The following is a 16,556-nucleotide window of genomic DNA, read 5'->3' as shown; positions in this document are numbered from 1 at the left end:
CTACGACACCGTGTTGCTCAGGGTTCCAATGCCGCCGAGCGTGATGCTGACCCGATCACCGGGCAGCACCTCGGCAGCTGTGTTCGGTGAGCCGGTCATGATTACATCTCCCGGTTCTAGCTGGAGCCAGGAGGTGACATAGATCAGGCAATCAACGACCGAGGAGGGCAGATTAAAGGTCCCGGAACTGGCGCGAAGCTCGTCGTTGACGTGTACGTCGATGCTGGTGTGTTCCGGGTCGGCAATGTCAGTCTCGATCCACGGACCCAGTGGTGTGTAGTTGACGCCCGACTTGCCCTGGAAATTGCGTTCGTCGACCCGGTTTTGGTCCACGTTGGTGACGTCGTTGACGCAGGTGTAGCCCAGGACGTGCTCGAGCGCGTTTTCGGCGGTGAGCCCGGCTGCGCTTTTCCCGATGATGACGGCGAGCTCACCTTCGATGTAGACGGCTCCGCGAGCGCGCGCGGCAACGATCTGATCCTCGGGACCGGCCACGGTGTGAACGGATTTGTGCCAGGCCTGGATGGGCAGCGGATGATCGTTGTTTGTCAGGTTGTGCCCGATGCCCACTACCACCGCGGGGCGGATGGGAGCGAGAAGGGTGGCTCCCTCCTGCGCCGTGCTCTCCCCGGTGTATGTGAGCGGCTGTGCAAAGGGGTTGGCGATATGGTGCCAATCGCCGTCGCGTGCAACGGCAAATTGTGGGCCGGAGGCAGTGTTAATTCTGGCGATTCGCATCGGATTCTCCTGATTGTCTGAGGCTTGTGGTGGTGTCATGAAGGCTTGCGCAGGGCAGAAGCAGGACGTCGATTCCCTTTGGGAACCGGCGTGCAACTATAACGTCTGGTCTTAGTAGAAGTGAACGGTGTCTACCAGATGCGGAGGGTTGCCTCCGTCGAGAACCGTTCGTAGGTTGGCGCAGAATCGCTCGGCGATCAGGCGGTTTTCGGCCTCACTGAGCGCCGAGGTGTGTGGGGACACCATAACCCGGGGGTGGTTCCACAACGGGCTGTCCTGTGGAAGCGGTTCCACGGCGAAAACGTCGAGGCAGGCGTAGGAGACCTGTCCATTCTCCAGTGCCTCCAGCAGGGCCTGCTCGTCCACCACCGTTCCGCGGCCAACGTTAACAAAAACGGTGCCGGGCTTCATCGCGGCGAAAACCTCCCTATTAAAGAGCTTTTCCGTGAATGGAGTGCCGGGCAACGTGTTCACCACGGCGTCCGCCGTAGCTAACAGGGTTGTCAGCCCTGCGTTGTCGGTGACCTTTTCGATGCCCTCGATGGGTTCGACGGTGCGTTTGGTGCCACTGACCTTCATGCCCAAGGCGCGGGCGATGCGGGCCGTTTCAAGGCCGATCTCTCCGAGCCCGGTCACCACGAGAGTGGAGCCGTTGGCCAGTCGGGTGGGTGTACGCAGCTGCGGCCATACCTTGGCGGCCTGGTCCCGGGCCAGTTCGGGAGTGCGTTTGAGACCGTTAAGCACACCTAGCGCAGCAAACTCGGCCAGTGGAAGGGCGTGGACGCCGGCAGATGTCGTGATCTTGAACTTTTGCAGGGTCTGCTGGTCTAGTCCGGAAGCCCTGACCGCTCCGCCGGCCCCGGCCGCCATGGCATGCACCCAACGCAAGCGAGGATTTTCTCGCGCGATGCGAGCCAAGCCGTCGGGACTTTCGTTCGGGAACCCATAAAGCACATCGGCCGCCTTGAGCATCGCCCAGTAGCGTTCTTCCTGATCAGCGGTTCGTTTGAAGGCTGGATCGCCCGCATGATCGGCCGGGAAACGCTCCGGTGGCAGGAGCTCGGGTTCGTAGAGAACCGTGACCGCAGGGTCCACCGCTCGGATCCGCTCAACGAGCTCGGCCTCGAGCGGGACAGCAATCGCCACAATGGTTTGAGAAGTCATGGCGTTCACTGTACTGGATTGTGGTTAGTATGTTGAACAATTTTACGGCGTTGTTGTGAAAAAACTAAGGTTCCGTCCCGCACTCCTTGAGAGGACTGCGGGGCGGAACCCGTGGGGACTATGCCCGGTGAGAAACTTACGCGGAGACCGCCGGTGCCGAAGGTGCCGTAGGAGCCGCTGGTGCCTGCAACGCGGCCCGAGAATGGTCCGTTGCGCTGCCCATGGAATCGAGGATGGCCGCCAACGTTGCCGGTCCGTGCTGGTGCAGGCAAGCACCGGCGACGAAGCGGTCCGGACGCAGGAAGATCATCGGTGTGGGGCGCTCGTTAAACCATTTCTTGAACGCGCCGGTGTGATCGCCAAGTACCAAAACGTCCTTGTCCATGTGTTCCGTGGCCCAGGCTCGCTGGGTTTCCGGAACGATGGCCACCAGCTTGGCGCCGAGTGCCTCCCATCCTTCGGCACACAACCGCGGCCTGTTACCTCGGGGGATGGGCAGATTCTGCCGCGAGGCTGGTACAAAAGTGCATTAGTGCAAACTTTCTGGCGTGATCATGGGGTGGCCCGCGACTTGGGGACATCGGCTGCAACACGCGATGATGGAGAGCAACAAACCCTCCCCAAAGGATTGGCAGTTCCCATGAGTATTAATTCCATCCTGATCATCGGAGGCGGCCTGGCCGGATTCACCGTGGCTCGGAACCTACGTACCCGCGGTTACACGGGTCGACTGAGCATCGTTGACCCGGAGGGGATTCCCTACGACAGGCCTCCGCTGAGCAAAGGCTATCTGCTGGGGGACAAGGATGCGGCGGGCATCGAATTGGCTCCGGCGGCGTGGTTCGCCGAACACGAGGTCACATTGGTGAGCTCCACGGTGCGTGAGCTGACGCTCGAGCCACTGGGTGTGGAGCTCTCCGATGGTTCGCAGCTGCTGGCCGACCGCCTGGTGTTGGCCACCGGCGGCACCGCGCGCCCGCTGCCCGTGGCCGGCGGGGACCTAGACACGGTTCTGGTGCTGCGCAACCGGGATGATGCTGATGCGTTACGTGCCAAGCTGCGCCCCGGAGTACGACTGGCCATCATCGGCGCCGGACTCATCGGCGCGGAGGTTGCGTCCTCCGCGCTGCACCTTGGTGCGCAGGTCACCCTGATTGATCCGGTGGACCCGCCGTTGGTCCCGGCGGTTGGTGAGGAGCTGGCCAAGCGCCTGCACACGATGCACACCCAAGCCGGAATCACGCTAATCAACGGCGCCCCAAAACGTATTCACCAGACAGTCGATGGCCATGTGGTCGAGCTGGAGGATGGCAGCAGCGTGGAATGCGACGAGGTATTGGTGGGAATCGGCATCATCCCCAATGCGGAGCTGGCCCGAGCCGCGGGACTCGCCAACGAAAACGGCGTGTTGGTCAACGAAAGCCAAAAAACCTCACACCCCTACATTTACGCCGTGGGTGATGTCGCCCGGGTGAAAACTTCCGATGGAACGCTACTGCGCCGAGCCGAACACTGGGAGCACGCCATGAACACCGGCGCAACGGCTTCCGCGGCACTGCTGGGCCAGGAACTGCCGGTGCATGGTGCCTCGTGGTTCTGGTCGGACCGCCACGGGACGCATGTGGAGGGGACCGGAGATATGAATGCTCCCGGGAAAACGATCCTGCGGTCCATTGAGGGTCAGCCGATGGCGGCCTTCCGCGTGGATGACTCCGGAGCAATGCGAGGCGCAGCGGCCATCGACGGGGGACTGACGATCAGGGCGGCACGGCGCATCATCGACAAGGGGATCGTGGTTGACCCCGAGTTATTGGCCGATCCCGGCATCCCGCTGAAAAAACTGGCGCGCTAGGCTCCCACCGGGCGCCGGGGAAGGCTATACCTCGGGCAGGAGTCCCTGCAGTCGAGCCAGGGCCTCCTCGGTGCCCAGCTCGGCCCGGTCATCGGCATGGGCCGCATAATGGTTGAAGGCTCGGTACAACTGATCCGGGTTAGCGGCAAGCTCGTGAACGGTGATGACCAAGGGTTTTGAGGTTCCGTCGTTCTGGGCGTGGGGCAGCACCAAGACCCATGCCGGTCCACGTTTGCCCAGGGGCTTGCGGCGGGGTGGATCTGCCGCCTCGATGTCAGCGACGTCGTTCCAATAGATTTCTCGGGTGCCGCGTGAACTATGGATAACAATGCGGCTGCGCGTGAGGTAGACCCCCGGTTCCTGGGCGGTGACGGCAAGCCGGGCCATGCGGATCCCGCGGTTCAATACGAACACGCCGATCGCCAGCAGCAGCGCCGTCAGAACAAGGACCAGGCCCCGGGGTTCGTAATTGTGGATGAGCAGTAGTCGGGCACTCAGCGACACCGTCGCCACCAGAATTACCACCGACAATCCCATGATTGCCGCAGCGCCCTTGGCGGAGGTGCGGAACATGGGGAACCAGGTGGCAGCGCGCGGACCGCTACTGGTGAGAACGGCCATATTGACCACCGCCCGATCCGCGGGCGAACGCCGGAAGGCAGCGACCACACCCAACAAAACAGCCAGCGCGCTTGCCAACAATCCGGTGGCCAGCACCGATTTCTGACTCAGCAGGGCATAGGTCCCGCTGCCGGCCAAGAAGGCTAAAAGAACAAAGGAGGCGAGCAAATGGTGAGCAAGCCGCCAGCCACTGTGCCGTGGAGCCCACAGCGAGGGACTAGATTCCATTTTGCTCATGTCAGTAGCCTAATCCGTGCTTACGAGGAAAGCCGCACCGAATGCGGAATTGTCGCAAGACATGCACCGCGCAGCACAGGTAAATTTCGCCTACGATAAATGCACTATGAAATCGATTCGCAAAAACGGAAAAATGATCGCCTGGGTGCTCATCTGCGCCCTTGCCCTATCGGTTGGGGCCGGTTTGGTTTCGGGCGTGGTCTAGGTGCCGCGCAACTCCAGCGACCACACGGCGCTCAGCGGTGGTGAAGGTTCGCTTCCCGAAGCCTTGTCTGTTCCCACAAAGGATGTGACCCGTGGATGGGTCGCCTCGATTGTGGCCATCAACATCGGTATCAACGTCATCTTCTTTGCGCCCATCAACGTCCTGTTGGGCTTGCAGGCCACCGCGATTGATGCCGGATCCAAGGAAGCGATCCTCTCTCTGGTAACGGCCTGTGGCGCGTCGGTGGCCTTGGTGGCCAATCCGCTCTTTGGGGCCTTGTCGGACCGCACCGTCTCGAAGATGGGCCGTCGCTCCCCATGGATTCTTGCCGGCGCGATCCTCGGTGCCGCATCCTTGCTGCTGCTCTCCGGAGCCACCACCGTCGCTCTGATGCTCTTGGGCTGGTGCGCCCTCCAGGCGGCCGCCAATGCCGCCTATTCGGCAGTGACGGCAACCATCCCTGACCGCGTGCCAGAACGTCGGCGTGGTGGCATTGGCGGTCTGGCCGCCATGGGTCAAACAGTGGGTGTGCTGCTGGGTGCCGTTGTCGGTTTCGTGATTTCCGGGAACATCGCTGTTGGATACATGATTTGTGCCGCGGCCCTGGTCGTTTCGGTAATTCCCTACGTCCTGCGGCCCAACGATCCGGTGCTTCCGCGGCAGTTTCGTCCTGCCTTCAACGTCGTTGATTTCCTCAAGGGCTTCTGGATCAACCCGCTGACGCACCGTGACTTCGGGTGGGCCTGGCTGACGCGGTTCATGATGAACACCGGCAATCAGATGACCATTGTCTACCTGCTCTTTTTCCTCACCGACGTGGTGCGCTATCCGGATCCGGCCGGAGGAGTACTCATCCTGACCGGTGTTTATGCCGTCATGGTCATCATTAGTGCCGTCATCCTGGGACCCATCAGTGATAGGTCCGGGAAACGGAAGATTTTTGTGATCATCTCCTCGATCGTGATCGCTTGTTCGGCATTGATCATCGCCGTCACCCAAAACTTCACCGGAGCCCTGATCGGAGCGGCCGTGTTGGGCCTCGGGTTTGGCGCTTACCTGGCCGTGGACTTCGCGCTCCTAACGCAGGTTTTGCCCTCGGCCCGCTCCCGCGGGAAAGACATGGGCGTCATCAATGTTGCCAATTCGCTACCGCAGGTCATTGCCCCCACGCTCGCATTTATCTCGGTGACGATTCTGGGCGGCTACACGGCGCTATTTATCGTGGCCGCCATCATCGGCATCCTCGGTGCGCTGTTGGTACGCAATATCCGCTCCGTCCCGTAATTGGGCGAAATGCGGATCCTGACGGGTCGGCACCCGGCGCTAGGCTGATGTCATGGCATGGTTACGCGAGGCACCGTTTGGCTGGGCGTTCCTGTTCCTTTTCTTGCTGTCGATGGCCCGGGCCAATGTCACCTATTGGGCTGGCCGCGGCATCGCAGCAGGAGTGAAGCATACGAGGTTCCAGCATGTGCTGACCGGACCGATTTACCAACGCGCGGAACGCTACATGCAGCGCTGGGGCGTTTATGCCATCCCCCTCTCCTTCATGACGGTGGGTATCCAGACGGCAGTCAACGCCAGCGCCGGTGTCTCGCGCATGCCCTTGTCACGCTACCTGCCCGCGGTCAGCGTGGGATGCCTGATCTGGGCCACTATTTATTCGACCGTCGGAATGGCCGTGGTGTACGCCTGGCTTGCGCTGGGCTGGCAATGGATCGTGGCTGGTGCGCTGGTACTGGGCATCGTTACGGTTGCATGGATTCGACACCGCAGAAAAGAACGATGAGTCAACTGCGCGCATTCTGCGGCGCGTTGTAGGTATTGGCGAATATTCCTCGATAGCATTCGGAAAACTCATGAATGATTGCGAAAGTAGGGCAGGATCGTGGCCATCGCTGCACGGAATTACCAGCAAGGAAGCTCGGTGGAGCTTGATGACATCGACCGCGGCCTGCTGCGCATGCTCACGGAAAATTCCCGCCGCACCAATAACTCCCTGGCCGAGGAGTTGGGCATTGCCCCCTCAACATGTTTGGCCCGACTGAACGCCTTGCGCTCCGCCGGGGTGATCCGCCGCTTCACGCTGGAAATCGATCCCGAGGTTTTAGGTCATGCACTGGAGGCGCTGATCTTCGTGAAGATCCGGCCCGGGGCTCGTCATCTCATGTCGAGTTTCGCCGAGGAGATGCGCGCCAAACAGGGCGTCACCCAGTTGTTCTTCCTCGGTGGAGCGGATGACTTCCTGATTCACGTGGCCGTGCGCGACTCCAAGGACGTGCGCCAATTTGTGCTTGATAACCTCTCGGCGAACCCCGCGGTGGCCACCACCCAGACGTCCTTGGTATTCGAGCACAGCCAGGGCGCGGTGCCCTGGCTGTAACGCGGCGCCCCTTCTACCAGGACGTTTCGCGCGGCCGCCCTTCCTCATAGCCCGCGGCTGACTGCACACCGACGATTGCTCGTTCACGGAATTCGGTAATGGAATCGGCCCCGGCATAACTGAAGGCGGATCTCACGCCCGAAATAATCGAATCCACGAGGTCCTCAACACCCGGACGCTGTGGGTCCAGATACATGCGCGAGTGCGAGATGCCCTCCTCGAAGAGTGCGGCCCGGGCACGTTCAAAGGCGCTCTGATGACGGGTGCGCTGGTTGACCGCACGGGCCGAGGCCATGCCGAAGCTCTCCTTGAAGAGTCGTCCCTCGCCGTCCGAGGCAAGGTCGCCAGCGGATTCGTAGGTACCGGCAAACCATGAGCCGATCATGACCGAGGCGGCCCCGGCGGCCAAGGCCAGAGCCACGTCACGAGGGTATTTCACCCCTCCGTCGGCCCATACCTCGGCACCCAATTCGCGGGCGGCTTGGGAGCATTCGAGCACTGCCGAGAACTGTGGGCGTCCCACTCCCGTCATCATCCGGGTGGTGCACATGGCGCCGGGGCCCACACCGACCTTGATGATGTCTGCACCGGCGGCAATCAAATCCCGGGTGCCCGCGGCCGAGACGACATTTCCGGCGGCAATCTGGATGCGGCGCCCGGTCTCGGCGGCAAATTCATCGCGGGCTGCGGCTGCTAGCGGGAGGGCCTCGATCATTTTTTCTTGGTGACCGTGGGCGGTATCGAGCACGATGACATCCACGCCGGCGTCAAGGAGTTCCCGGGTCTTGGTCTTCACGTCTCCGTTGATGCCTACGGCAGCCCCAATCATCAGCCGGCCTTGCGGATCAACGGCGGGGGAGTAAAGACCCGAGCGCAGAACACCCTTGCGCGTCAGTACTCCGGCCAGATGTTCGCCGTCCAGTACCGGGACCATGGGCAGGTGGCGTGTTGAGAGAGTTTCGAACACCGAATCCAGATCGGCCGACTTGTCTACGGTGATGATTTCGGAGGTCATCACCTGGTGGATCGGGGTGAAACGATCCACCTCGAGGCAGTCCTTTTCGGCAATGATGCCCACCGGCCGGTGTCCGTCCAGGACAACGGCGGCACCGTGCGAGCGTTTGCCCAAGAGTGCCAGGGCCGTGGAGACGGAGTCAGTAACGTCCACGATGATGGGCGTTTCAAACACCGTATGCGCGCCCTTAACCCGAGCGACCATGTCTTGGATGGCCGATAGGGAAATATCTTGTGGAAGGATCGTGATCCCTCCACGCCGTGCCACGGTTTCGGCCATGCGCTTTCCGGCCACCGCCGTCATATTGGAGACCACCAGCGGGATGGTCGTGCCCACGGAGTCAGGGGTTACTAGATCCACCCCGGAGCGGGAAACGACAGCGGAACGCGAGGGAACCATAAAGATGTCGTTGTAGGTCAGGTCATGTGCAGGCTCTAGGCCATTAAGGAACTTCACCTGCTCAGGCTACAGCCGAGTGTGACGCGCACCGGTGAGGCGCATCACGTTCCGTGGCGGATGGGGAGAATGAGTGGACGGGCGTGGCAAGCGCTACCGAATTTCACAAGGTGTTGTGCGGTATGGCGGAGTGCAGTGGATTAGGTGCAATAATCGGCACTAATTTGTTATGTGGGTTTGGGGTTACGGTGGGGTGCAAAGCGGTTCGAAATCCGCGTAACCGCCGGTTCGAGGAGTAGCATCATGACCGTCACCGTGCCAGTTACCGAATGCGCCGTTTCCAATTGTTCATTTAATGACCACACCCACTGTGGTGCCGCGGGCATCACCATTGGCGGCGCGACCGAGCACGCCCAATGTGCCACATTCATTGACACCGGTGTGCATGGAGGGTTGCCCAAGATCCTTGCCTCGGTAGGTGCCTGTCAGCGCGTGGAGTGCTCGCACAACGACCATCTGATGTGCGGAGCCGAGTCGGTGCGTGTGGGACCGGGGGCGGACAACGCAGATTGCCTGACCTACGAACACCAGTAGACAACGCTTGATTCCCTGCGAGAAGGGGGCACTCGCCTAGGAGCGGTTGCCTCCTTTTTGCGTGTTGGGGATGTCAGAACCGTGGCGGCCGGCATCTAGTTCGCGGAGGAACTTTTGTTGTGGTCGCCCGAATGCTCAAACCGCGATTGCGCTCCTGACCTGTGGCGACCTGGATTTCATAAGGTCAACGAGGGTGTTTGTTAGATGTTCTGATGAAAAATTGTTGAACAACATCTTGTCAAGATTGTTCAACAACCTGTAATGTACCGTACATCGCTCCTCCCTGTGACAGCAGTCACCCGCACCCCTTGATGGATGGATTCCCATGGCTATTCCAAGCGTAAAACCGAAGCTCAGCACTTCAGCCAGACGCACCGCGATGCTCGGTGCCATGTTCCTCATGGCCACCAGTGCCATCGGTCCGGGCTTCATCACCCAGACCACCGAATTCACGGTCAGGATCGGTGCCTCGTTCGCCTTCGCGATCGTCGTTTCCATCCTGGTGGACATCGCCGTCCAGTTGAATGTATGGAGAGTCATCGGAGTCTCGGGCCTGCGCGCCCAGGAGCTAGGCAACAAAATTCTTCCCGGTATCGGATGGGGCCTATCGGCCCTGGTCTTCATCGGTGGAATGGTGTTCAACATCGGCAACATCGCCGGCACCGGCCTAGGAGCCAACGCCATGATGGGCATCGACCCCAAAGTTGGCGGCATCATCTCCGCCGCGGTCGCCATCCTCGTCTTCCTGTCCAAGCGCGCAGGCATGGCGCTGGACAAGATCGTGGTCATGCTCGGTGCCATCATGATTCTGCTGATGCTTTACGTGGCCATCGTTGCCGCACCGCCGGTGGGCGAGGCCCTGAAGAACTCGGTCATGCCGGAGAACATCGACTTCCTGATCATCACCACCCTGATCGGCGGCACCGTGGGCGGCTACATCACCTACGCCGGAGCCCACCGCATGCTCGATTCCGGCGCTGCCGGCGTTGAAAACGTCAAGGACATCACCAAGACCTCGATCTTGAGCATCATCGTCACCGGCGTGATGCGCGTGCTGCTCTTCCTGGCCATCCTCGGCGTGGTTGCCGGCGGAGTTGTGCTCACCAGTGACAACAAGGCCGCCGAGGCCTTCGGCCACGCAGCCGGCGAGATCGGCATTCGCTCCTTCGGCGTGATCCTCTGGGCCGCGGCCCTGACGTCCGTGATCGGCGCCGCCTACACCTCGGTTTCCTTCATCACCAAGTCCACCACTCCCGAGCGCATCCGCAACCTGATCACCGTGGCCTTCATCGCGGTCTGTGCGGTCATCTACCTCTTCTTGGGTCAAGCCCCGCAGACGCTGCTGATCTTCGCCGGCGCCTTCAACGGATTGATCCTGCCCTTCGGCTTCGCGATCCTGCTCTGGGCAGCATGGCGCCGTCGTGACCTGCTTCAGGGATATGTCTACCCCAAGTGGCTCCTGATCGTCGGAGTGCTCACCTGGTTGCTGACGCTCTTCCTGGGCTGGAACTCACTCGCCGGACTGTCCAAGCTCTGGGTCTAATCCACGGATCCCCATCGCACCACGACACCGCCCATTAGCCGAAGGACAAGCACCGTTATGACCACGAGCCCCGAGACCCACCAGCTTCCGCACGACCGTGCTGCGCTTTCACCGGCGTCAGCCCGTCAGCTCTTCCGCGACGGGCTGGTGGTCCCGACGGCGGGATTCTCCCGCGGTTACGCTCAGGCGAACCTGATCATCGTGCCCAAGGCTCAGGCTTTTGATGTATTGCTCTTCGCCCAGCGCAACCCCAAGTCCTGCCCGATTCTGGGAGTGCTGGACGCAGGCGAGGTCAGCGGTGAGTTGCTGCAAGGCGGGGATATCCGCACCGATGTGCCGGCGTACATTGTTTATGAGAACGGCGTGAAAATCGCCGAACCCACGGACCTGTCCGCGTATTGGCGCGATGACCTCGTGACGTTCATCGTCGGCTGCTCGTTTACCTTTGAAACGGCACTCATGGAGGGCGGAATTTCGGTCGCCCACATCGATCAGGGCGTGAATGTGCCCATGTACAAGTCAAACATCCGCTCGGTTTCGGCCGGATCGATGAGCGGGCCCATGGTCGTTTCGATGCGTCCCATCCCGGCCTCTCAGGTGGCCGACGCCGTGCGCATCACCTCGCGCTACCCAGCCGTCCACGGGGCACCGGTGCACATCGGCAACCCCGAGGAACTGGGCATCACAGATCTCTCGAAGCCCGACTTCGGAGACCCGGTCCAGATCCCGTCCGGGTATATCCCGGTCTTCTGGGCCTGTGGAGTCACCCCGCAGGCAGCGGTCATGGAATCCAAACCGGTGTTGGCCATTGGCCATGCTCCGGGGCACATGCTCATCACCGATGCCAAGGACAGTAACTACCTGGTTCCCTAGGGAGCCGCGGGTAAGTACCCACAAACTGCCAAGGAAGCACCCGTTACCCCCAAAACGGCTGCTTCCTTGGTGCCTTTAAAGTTCGGTTGCCGCGCTGTCGTTTGCCTCCAACAGCCACTGTTCCACCTGATCCACGAGGCGTGCCTTGGCCTCCGCATCCAGGAACGACGACGTGATCGAGTTTCGTGCCAGGGTGGCCCGTTCGGCAGTGCTCAGGCCGAGTGCCTGATCCACGGCCTCAAAGTTGGCATCAAGATAACCGCCAAAGTACGCCGGGTCATCGGAATGAATCGAGACCACCAGGCCACGGTCCAGCATCCTTTTCAGCGGGTGGTCGGCCATGGTGTCAACGGCGCGCAGCCGGACATTTGAGAGCGGGCACACGGTCAGTGGCATCTGCTCGGCCACCAATCGCTGAACCAGGGCCTCATCCTCGAGGCAACGAATGCCGTGGTCAATGCGCTCGACTTTAAGCAGATCCAGTGCCTGGACGATGTATTCGGGAGGACCTTCCTCGCCAGCATGCGCCACCACGTGCAGGTTGTGCTCACGGGCAAAGGCGAAGACCTCCTGGAAGAGGACCGGTGGGTAACCAAGTTCGGAGGAATCTAGCCCGATTCCATCGATCTTGTGCTGCTGCTCCACCATCAGGCGCAGGATCTCCATGGCCGATTCGGCCGGTGCATGCCGCCAGAAACAGGCGATGAGCTGGTGGGTGATTCCGAAGAGCGCTTCACCTTCGTCGAGCCCGGAGCGGATGCCGTCGATGACCTCACCCAGCTCGATTCCGCGTTCCAGATGAGCCTGAGGATCGAAGAATAATTCAACATGTCGCACGCCGGATTCGTGTGCTCGACGTAGGTAGGCGATGGTCATATCATGAAAATCGCCACGAGTCCGCAGCACGGCAAGGTTGGTGTAATACAGATCGAGGAACGTCTGCAGGTTGCTGAAGTTGTACTGTTCCTGGAGATGTTCCAGCGATGTCCACGGAAGCGTGACGGCATTTTGCTTCGCGAGACGGTTGATGACATCGGGCTCCAGCGTCCCTTCAAGGTGGATGTGCAATTCGGCAACTGGCAACTTCATATAACTGACTCCTTGAGGTGTTTGAATAACGATAATCCCTTCCTCCCGATAGCTTGGTGCCACGCTCCCGGAATGCAGCTATTTGTGCGGGACGTCATGGACATCGGCCGTGCACTTTGCCCATGAAAGACTGAAACAAGAAGCGCTTGAATCGAGGATGAGTAGGGCCTCGGACTCCGCGGACCCACAAAGATATGAAGGCAGAATAGTGACAGTGCACCCCGCCCGTAAAAGAGCATGGATTCCCGCCGCGCTGAGTCTGATGCTGGTGGGTTGGGGCGCCAATCAGTTTGTTTCGCTGCTGGTGTTCTATCGGCAGGAACACGGTTTCTCCGAGGTCATGGTGACCTCCATGCTGGGTATCTATGTGGTCGGTCTGGTGCCGGCGCTACTACTCGGCGGGCGATATTCGGATCGAACCGGGCGCAAACACATCACCCTCTTCGCCATTGGCCTCTCCATGGCTGCCAACGTGGCCATGATGGGCTCGGTTTTCGGAACGTTTCCGCTGTTCGCCGGACGATTCATGGCGGGCATTGCGACCGGGCTGGCGATGGCCGCGGCCACCAGTTGGGTAAAGGAACTGTCCCAAGCCCCATGGGACACCACCTCGGTTGCCGGATCGGGTGCGCGGCGTGCCTCGCTCCTGACCAGCGCCGGTTTCTGGCTGGGACCGGTCGTAGGCGGACTATTGGCCAACTATGCTCCGGCACCGGCGATTCTGCCCTTCGTCCTCCACATGGTGCTCTGTGTTCCCTTGCTCTTTATTGTGGCCAGACTCCCCGAGACCCGGAGCGCCAGCGAACTCGGCGATGCCCAGCACGTGCCGTTGCAGCATCATCCACATTCTGCTCGACGGTTCGGGGCTGTCGTCGCACCGGCCGCCCCCTGGGTCTTTGCCGCGGGGACCACCGGGTTTGCCGTGGTTCCGGCGGTCATCCCGGACCTAGGAGCAGGGCGCCTGGGATATGCGACGCTCGCGGTGGCAATCACGCTGGGCCTCGGGGTACTGATTCAGCCGATGGCTCGGCGGCTGGACACGGTGCTCAGTGCGCGGTCGTTGCTGACCGGAACCGCTGCGGCCTTCCTCGGGTTGGCTACCTTGCTGGGGGCGATTCTGCTGCACAACCCGGCACTGGGCCTGGTGGCCTCGGCGATCTTTGGGTGTGCCAATGGTCTGCTGATGGTGGGAGGACTGTTGGAAATTCAGCGGATGGCAGAGCCTCACGAGCTCGGCAAACTCACCGGCTACTTCTACACGCTGGCCTACGTCGGTTTCTTAACCCCGACGATTGTTGCCTTCTTGGCCCAATGGATCACCACGTCCTGGATCATCGCGGGCATGATGACCCTGTGCCTCGGATCCATGCTCGCTATCACCATCAACTCGCGCAAGTTCCTGCCACACCGGATCGAAGAGATCGGCCGTGAGCGATCCAGTAGCAACCCCAACGGAATCGAGCAGTAGCCTCAATCGCCGGTCTGTCTGCCCGAGGGACTAGAGCACTGTCACGGTGACACGCAACGCGCCAGGGGATGGCACATGTTCGGAGAGGATATCGAAGATGCGAGTTTGTACTGCGGTGGCGACCTCAACGGCGTTGACCTGATCCTCGATGCCGATATCCAGTTCGGTGTTGATGAATTCTCCGCGGACCTTGAGCCGCAAATATTCATGCTGTTCGGGCTTCGAGCCCACGAGGGTCATCCACGTCGAATAGGGCGGGGGATGAATGGTGGAGACACCCGGCACACCCCGGGCGGCGCTCACCGCCAGGGCTCGAACCGGCTGCGGGATCACGGCGATCGGGCTCGGATCAATGCTCATGAATGACGTCCTCCACAGAGATGTCGATGGCTCCAAGGGAAATACCGATGCGTTCCGCGAATTGTGCCAGCAGTGCTTCGCGCGCCTGTTGTGCCAACGCAGCGCCGTCCTGACCGGCCTCGATGGCAATTTTTAGGGATAGGGAGATGGTGTCCGGCAGCTCGCCGGGCAAAATCTTATGGCTCCCCAGTGAGATGTGCGGCAATTGATCAACCGCGTCTCGAAGCGTTTCGAGCAATAGATAGCCGCTGATCATGAGGGGGCCGTGCGGAGTGATCCGGATGGTGAAGCGGACGCCGCGGCGGACCTCGGTGCGTACTCGATCCATGACTCGGTCCAATAGCCCGCCGAGTAGTTCCTCATCTGCTTCCGAGTCAGTTTCGGCGCTCCACTGGGCAGCGGCCAACGAAAGTGTGGCAAGTCGTTTTCGCTGAGCCTGGCAGTTGGGGCAACGTTGTTCGTGCTCATCCGCTGGTTCGGAAAGCTTGGACCACAGCTCGTCTTCGGTGCGTTCACAGCTGTAGGGATTCTCTGGCAATGCTCTCACCTCCATGGCTGCATTCTTTCAGCAAGGGTAGTACGTGCACGAGCGATTCGCCCACGTACCGTGGCTACGGGTTCACCGACGATCTCTGAAATGCTGGCGTAGGACAAATGGTGAATCTCCTTCAGAACCCAGGATTCGCGTTGATTTTCCGGTAGTTCGCCAACATAGCGTCGTAAATCCAGCATGGCTGCCCGGTTCTCTGCGTATGCTTCCGGAATCTCGGTGCTGCGTTGTTCGAGGAGGGGCACCGATCCGGTGCTGTTCTCCTCGGTATGCAGGTCATGCGGCACGGGTGTCCGTTTGCGTAGGTGATCGATGCACCGGTGTCGGGCAATTCGATATAACCAAACTCCCAAAGCTTCGGAAGATTTTAATGTCGACAGCTGACGCCAAGCGCCCAGATAGACATCTTGCAAGACATCTTCCGCCTCACTCGAGGATCCCAGCATGCTCCTACAGAATCGCAGCAAACCGTGCTGATGAAGTTTCAACAGTTTCTCAAAGGCACGCGCATCGCCGGATTGTGCTCGCGCGACCAGTGAACGTATTTGCTGTTCGTCTGGTTTCTCAGAACCCGGCATTGCAACTTCCTTCAATCCCCCATAATGACTAGGCGAGCTAGTTACTTTTCAGTAGCACCAATCTACGTGCAAATCTTTAGAGAGCAAACCACCGGATGTTGGCGCGCCAAGAAACTTTCAAAGTTTTTTCGAGAATGGCGTGACGAATTCCCCCTAGCTCTCGTCTGTAACTGTGTAAGACATCGAATCTCACCAAGAAACGGATGGACGAACAATGACTGAGAACAACAACCGGGCCCTTCCCAAGACCACCGAGGAAGCCAAGGCCGCCGAGTCTGCAGCCGTACAGGAACTCCCCAACGGGCCGCTGCACACCGAGTTTGGTTCAACCACCATTGCCGACACCGTGGTGCAGAAGCTCGCTGGCATCGCTACCCGCGAAGTCCCCGGCGTATACGCCATGGGTAATGCCGCACGGCGTGCCCTGAACTCCCTGGCAGAACGTATTCCAGGATCACAGACCAACGTCAGTGGCGGAGTCACTATCGAAAAGGGCGAACGCCAAACCGCCATCGATGTGAACGTTGTTGTCGAATACGGCGCAGCGATCGCCGAAGTCGCCGAGGAAATCCGTCGCAGCGTCATCGCTGCAGTCGAGCACGGCACCTCACTCGAGGTCCTCGAGGTCAACGTGAACGTCAGCGACGTCCACCTGCCAGAGGACGACGAAGAAACCACCGAGCGCACAGATCGATTGGCCTAATCCCATGACCACCACCCGTTTCAGTGTCGTGGTGGGATTGGTGCTGGGAGCCGTGTGGGTGTTTGGCGGGTTCTGGGCAATGATCCTCGTGGCAGTCGTTGCAACGATTGCTTTTTGGGTCGGCCGACTTCTTGAAGGTCGACTAGATCTCAATGAAATTGTTGGCCGGCTTCAGGGGCGACGCTGA

General features: G+C 60.4%; 19 protein-coding genes. 10 read left to right on the top strand and 9 right to left on the bottom strand.

The genetic code is table 11. From position 1 onward, the window contains the following. The 3 genes from KUF55_RS15185 to KUF55_RS15175 form a co-directional block, all read right to left on the bottom strand. Complete coding sequence (locus tag KUF55_RS15185) at window positions 1–738, bottom strand: fumarylacetoacetate hydrolase family protein (RefSeq protein WP_218817141.1); 738 nt, start codon at window positions 736–738, stop codon at window positions 1–3. Between the two features lie 111 nt (window positions 739–849). Then, a complete protein-coding gene (locus KUF55_RS15180; protein ID WP_218817140.1) occupies window positions 850–1,902 on the bottom strand; it encodes a D-2-hydroxyacid dehydrogenase in 1,053 nt (350 codons plus the stop codon). A 136-nt stretch (window positions 1,903–2,038) separates the two neighbouring features. Beyond that, on the bottom strand, window positions 2,039–2,371 hold the full coding sequence (locus KUF55_RS15175) for a hypothetical protein (RefSeq protein ID WP_218817139.1): 333 nt from the start codon (window positions 2,369–2,371) through the stop codon (window positions 2,039–2,041). Window positions 2,372–2,542: 171 nt separating this feature from the next. Here KUF55_RS15175 and KUF55_RS15170 point away from each other — a divergent pair, with 171 nt between their 5' ends. Further along, a complete protein-coding gene (locus KUF55_RS15170; protein WP_218817138.1) occupies window positions 2,543–3,754 on the top strand; it encodes an NAD(P)/FAD-dependent oxidoreductase in 1,212 nt (403 codons plus the stop codon). 24 nt (window positions 3,755–3,778) lie between these two features. Here the strand turns inward: KUF55_RS15170 and KUF55_RS15165 are convergent, their stop codons facing one another. Continuing rightward, window positions 3,779–4,612, bottom strand: a complete 834-nt coding sequence (locus tag KUF55_RS15165) for a hypothetical protein (protein ID WP_218817137.1) — start codon at window positions 4,610–4,612, stop codon at window positions 3,779–3,781. A gap of 205 nt (window positions 4,613–4,817) precedes the next feature. Between KUF55_RS15165 and KUF55_RS15160 the strand changes: the two genes are divergently transcribed. The 3 genes from KUF55_RS15160 (at window position 4,818) to KUF55_RS15150 (ending at window position 7,200) form a co-directional block, all read left to right on the top strand. Further along, complete coding sequence (locus tag KUF55_RS15160) at window positions 4,818–6,101, top strand: MFS transporter (RefSeq protein WP_218817136.1); 1,284 nt, start codon at window positions 4,818–4,820, stop codon at window positions 6,099–6,101. Window positions 6,102–6,153: 52 nt separating this feature from the next. Next, a complete protein-coding gene (locus tag KUF55_RS15155; RefSeq protein ID WP_132359634.1) occupies window positions 6,154–6,606 on the top strand; it encodes a DedA family protein in 453 nt (150 codons plus the stop codon). A gap of 174 nt (window positions 6,607–6,780) precedes the next feature. Further along, window positions 6,781–7,200 (top strand): Lrp/AsnC family transcriptional regulator, encoded by a 420-nt coding sequence (locus KUF55_RS15150; RefSeq protein ID WP_245325716.1) that lies wholly within the window; start codon window positions 6,781–6,783, stop codon window positions 7,198–7,200. A gap of 13 nt (window positions 7,201–7,213) precedes the next feature. Here the strand turns inward: KUF55_RS15150 and KUF55_RS15145 are convergent, their stop codons facing one another. Next, entirely contained in the window at window positions 7,214–8,671 is a 1,458-nt protein-coding gene (locus KUF55_RS15145) for a GuaB1 family IMP dehydrogenase-related protein (protein WP_218817135.1), read from the bottom strand. Between the two features lie 243 nt (window positions 8,672–8,914). Between KUF55_RS15145 and KUF55_RS15140 the strand changes: the two genes are divergently transcribed. The 3 genes from KUF55_RS15140 to KUF55_RS15130 all read left to right on the top strand — a co-directional run bounded on the left by KUF55_RS15140 (window position 8,915) and on the right by KUF55_RS15130 (window position 11,621). After that, entirely contained in the window at window positions 8,915–9,205 is a 291-nt protein-coding gene (locus tag KUF55_RS15140; RefSeq protein WP_132359630.1) for a DUF1540 domain-containing protein, read from the top strand. Between the two features lie 325 nt (window positions 9,206–9,530). Next, complete coding sequence (locus KUF55_RS15135; RefSeq protein WP_255557087.1) at window positions 9,531–10,748, top strand: NRAMP family divalent metal transporter; 1,218 nt, start codon at window positions 9,531–9,533, stop codon at window positions 10,746–10,748. 57 nt (window positions 10,749–10,805) lie between these two features. Further along, the gene (locus tag KUF55_RS15130; RefSeq protein WP_218817134.1) at window positions 10,806–11,621 is read left to right on the top strand and encodes a putative hydro-lyase; all 816 of its coding nucleotides are present in this window, start codon (window positions 10,806–10,808) and stop codon (window positions 11,619–11,621) included. A 75-nt stretch (window positions 11,622–11,696) separates the two neighbouring features. Here the strand turns inward: KUF55_RS15130 and KUF55_RS15125 are convergent, their stop codons facing one another. Next, the gene (locus KUF55_RS15125) at window positions 11,697–12,710 is read right to left on the bottom strand and encodes an adenosine deaminase (RefSeq protein WP_218817133.1); all 1,014 of its coding nucleotides are present in this window, start codon (window positions 12,708–12,710) and stop codon (window positions 11,697–11,699) included. A gap of 109 nt (window positions 12,711–12,819) precedes the next feature. Here KUF55_RS15125 and KUF55_RS15120 point away from each other — a divergent pair, with 109 nt between their 5' ends. Further along, window positions 12,820–14,178, top strand: coding sequence for an MFS transporter (locus KUF55_RS15120; RefSeq protein ID WP_370630922.1), 1,359 nt, complete (start codon window positions 12,820–12,822; stop codon window positions 14,176–14,178). A gap of 30 nt (window positions 14,179–14,208) precedes the next feature. On the opposite strand, the gene KUF55_RS15115 is transcribed toward KUF55_RS15120, so the two are convergent. Genes KUF55_RS15115 through KUF55_RS15105 form a run of 3 tightly spaced genes read right to left on the bottom strand, consistent with a single transcriptional unit; the run spans window position 14,209 to window position 15,666 of the window. Continuing rightward, window positions 14,209–14,538, bottom strand: coding sequence for a hypothetical protein (locus tag KUF55_RS15115; protein WP_132359622.1), 330 nt, complete (start codon window positions 14,536–14,538; stop codon window positions 14,209–14,211). After that, entirely contained in the window at window positions 14,528–15,091 is a 564-nt protein-coding gene (locus tag KUF55_RS15110) for a hypothetical protein (protein WP_132359620.1), read from the bottom strand. The genes KUF55_RS15115 and KUF55_RS15110 overlap by 11 nt, the downstream gene beginning before the upstream one ends. Then, window positions 15,082–15,666: an RNA polymerase sigma factor gene (locus tag KUF55_RS15105; protein WP_218817131.1), complete on the bottom strand. Its 585-nt coding sequence runs from the start codon at window positions 15,664–15,666 to the stop codon at window positions 15,082–15,084. The genes KUF55_RS15110 and KUF55_RS15105 overlap by 10 nt, the downstream gene beginning before the upstream one ends. A gap of 214 nt (window positions 15,667–15,880) precedes the next feature. On the opposite strand from KUF55_RS15105, the gene KUF55_RS15100 reads away from it, so the two are divergent. Together KUF55_RS15100 and KUF55_RS15095 are read left to right on the top strand one after the other, a co-directional pair. After that, a complete protein-coding gene (locus KUF55_RS15100) occupies window positions 15,881–16,369 on the top strand; it encodes an Asp23/Gls24 family envelope stress response protein (RefSeq protein WP_132359616.1) in 489 nt (162 codons plus the stop codon). Window positions 16,370–16,373: 4 nt separating this feature from the next. Beyond that, window positions 16,374–16,556, top strand: coding sequence for a DUF2273 domain-containing protein (locus tag KUF55_RS15095; protein ID WP_132359614.1), 183 nt, complete (start codon window positions 16,374–16,376; stop codon window positions 16,554–16,556).

The organism is Paeniglutamicibacter sp. Y32M11 (genome assembly GCF_019285735.1).
Lineage (GTDB): Bacteria > Actinomycetota > Actinomycetes > Actinomycetales > Micrococcaceae > Paeniglutamicibacter.
This window is presented reverse-complemented; position numbering and strand designations above follow the sequence as displayed.

Excerpts from the sequence above, each read along its gene's own strand:
- KUF55_RS15185 (WP_218817141.1), bottom strand. The coding sequence starts at position 738 with ATGCGAATCGCCAGAATTAACACTGCCTCCGGCCCACAATTTGCCGTT.
- KUF55_RS15180 (WP_218817140.1), bottom strand. The coding sequence starts at position 1,902 with ATGACTTCTCAAACCATTGTGGCGATTGCTGTCCCGCTCGAGGCCGAG.
- KUF55_RS15170 (WP_218817138.1), top strand. The coding sequence starts at position 2,543 with ATGAGTATTAATTCCATCCTGATCATCGGAGGCGGCCTGGCCGGATTC.
- KUF55_RS15165 (WP_218817137.1), bottom strand. The coding sequence starts at position 4,612 with ATGAGCAAAATGGAATCTAGTCCCTCGCTGTGGGCTCCACGGCACAGT.
- KUF55_RS15155 (WP_132359634.1), top strand. The coding sequence starts at position 6,154 with ATGGCATGGTTACGCGAGGCACCGTTTGGCTGGGCGTTCCTGTTCCTT.
- KUF55_RS15150 (WP_245325716.1), top strand. The coding sequence starts at position 6,781 with ATGCTCACGGAAAATTCCCGCCGCACCAATAACTCCCTGGCCGAGGAG.
- KUF55_RS15140 (WP_132359630.1), top strand. The coding sequence starts at position 8,915 with ATGACCGTCACCGTGCCAGTTACCGAATGCGCCGTTTCCAATTGTTCA.
- KUF55_RS15135 (WP_255557087.1), top strand. The coding sequence starts at position 9,531 with ATGGCTATTCCAAGCGTAAAACCGAAGCTCAGCACTTCAGCCAGACGC.
- KUF55_RS15130 (WP_218817134.1), top strand. The coding sequence starts at position 10,806 with ATGACCACGAGCCCCGAGACCCACCAGCTTCCGCACGACCGTGCTGCG.
- KUF55_RS15125 (WP_218817133.1), bottom strand. The coding sequence starts at position 12,710 with ATGAAGTTGCCAGTTGCCGAATTGCACATCCACCTTGAAGGGACGCTG.
- KUF55_RS15115 (WP_132359622.1), bottom strand. The coding sequence starts at position 14,538 with ATGAGCATTGATCCGAGCCCGATCGCCGTGATCCCGCAGCCGGTTCGA.
- KUF55_RS15110 (WP_132359620.1), bottom strand. The coding sequence starts at position 15,091 with ATGGAGGTGAGAGCATTGCCAGAGAATCCCTACAGCTGTGAACGCACC.
- KUF55_RS15105 (WP_218817131.1), bottom strand. The coding sequence starts at position 15,666 with ATGCCGGGTTCTGAGAAACCAGACGAACAGCAAATACGTTCACTGGTC.
- KUF55_RS15100 (WP_132359616.1), top strand. The coding sequence starts at position 15,881 with ATGACTGAGAACAACAACCGGGCCCTTCCCAAGACCACCGAGGAAGCC.
- KUF55_RS15095 (WP_132359614.1), top strand. The coding sequence starts at position 16,374 with ATGACCACCACCCGTTTCAGTGTCGTGGTGGGATTGGTGCTGGGAGCC.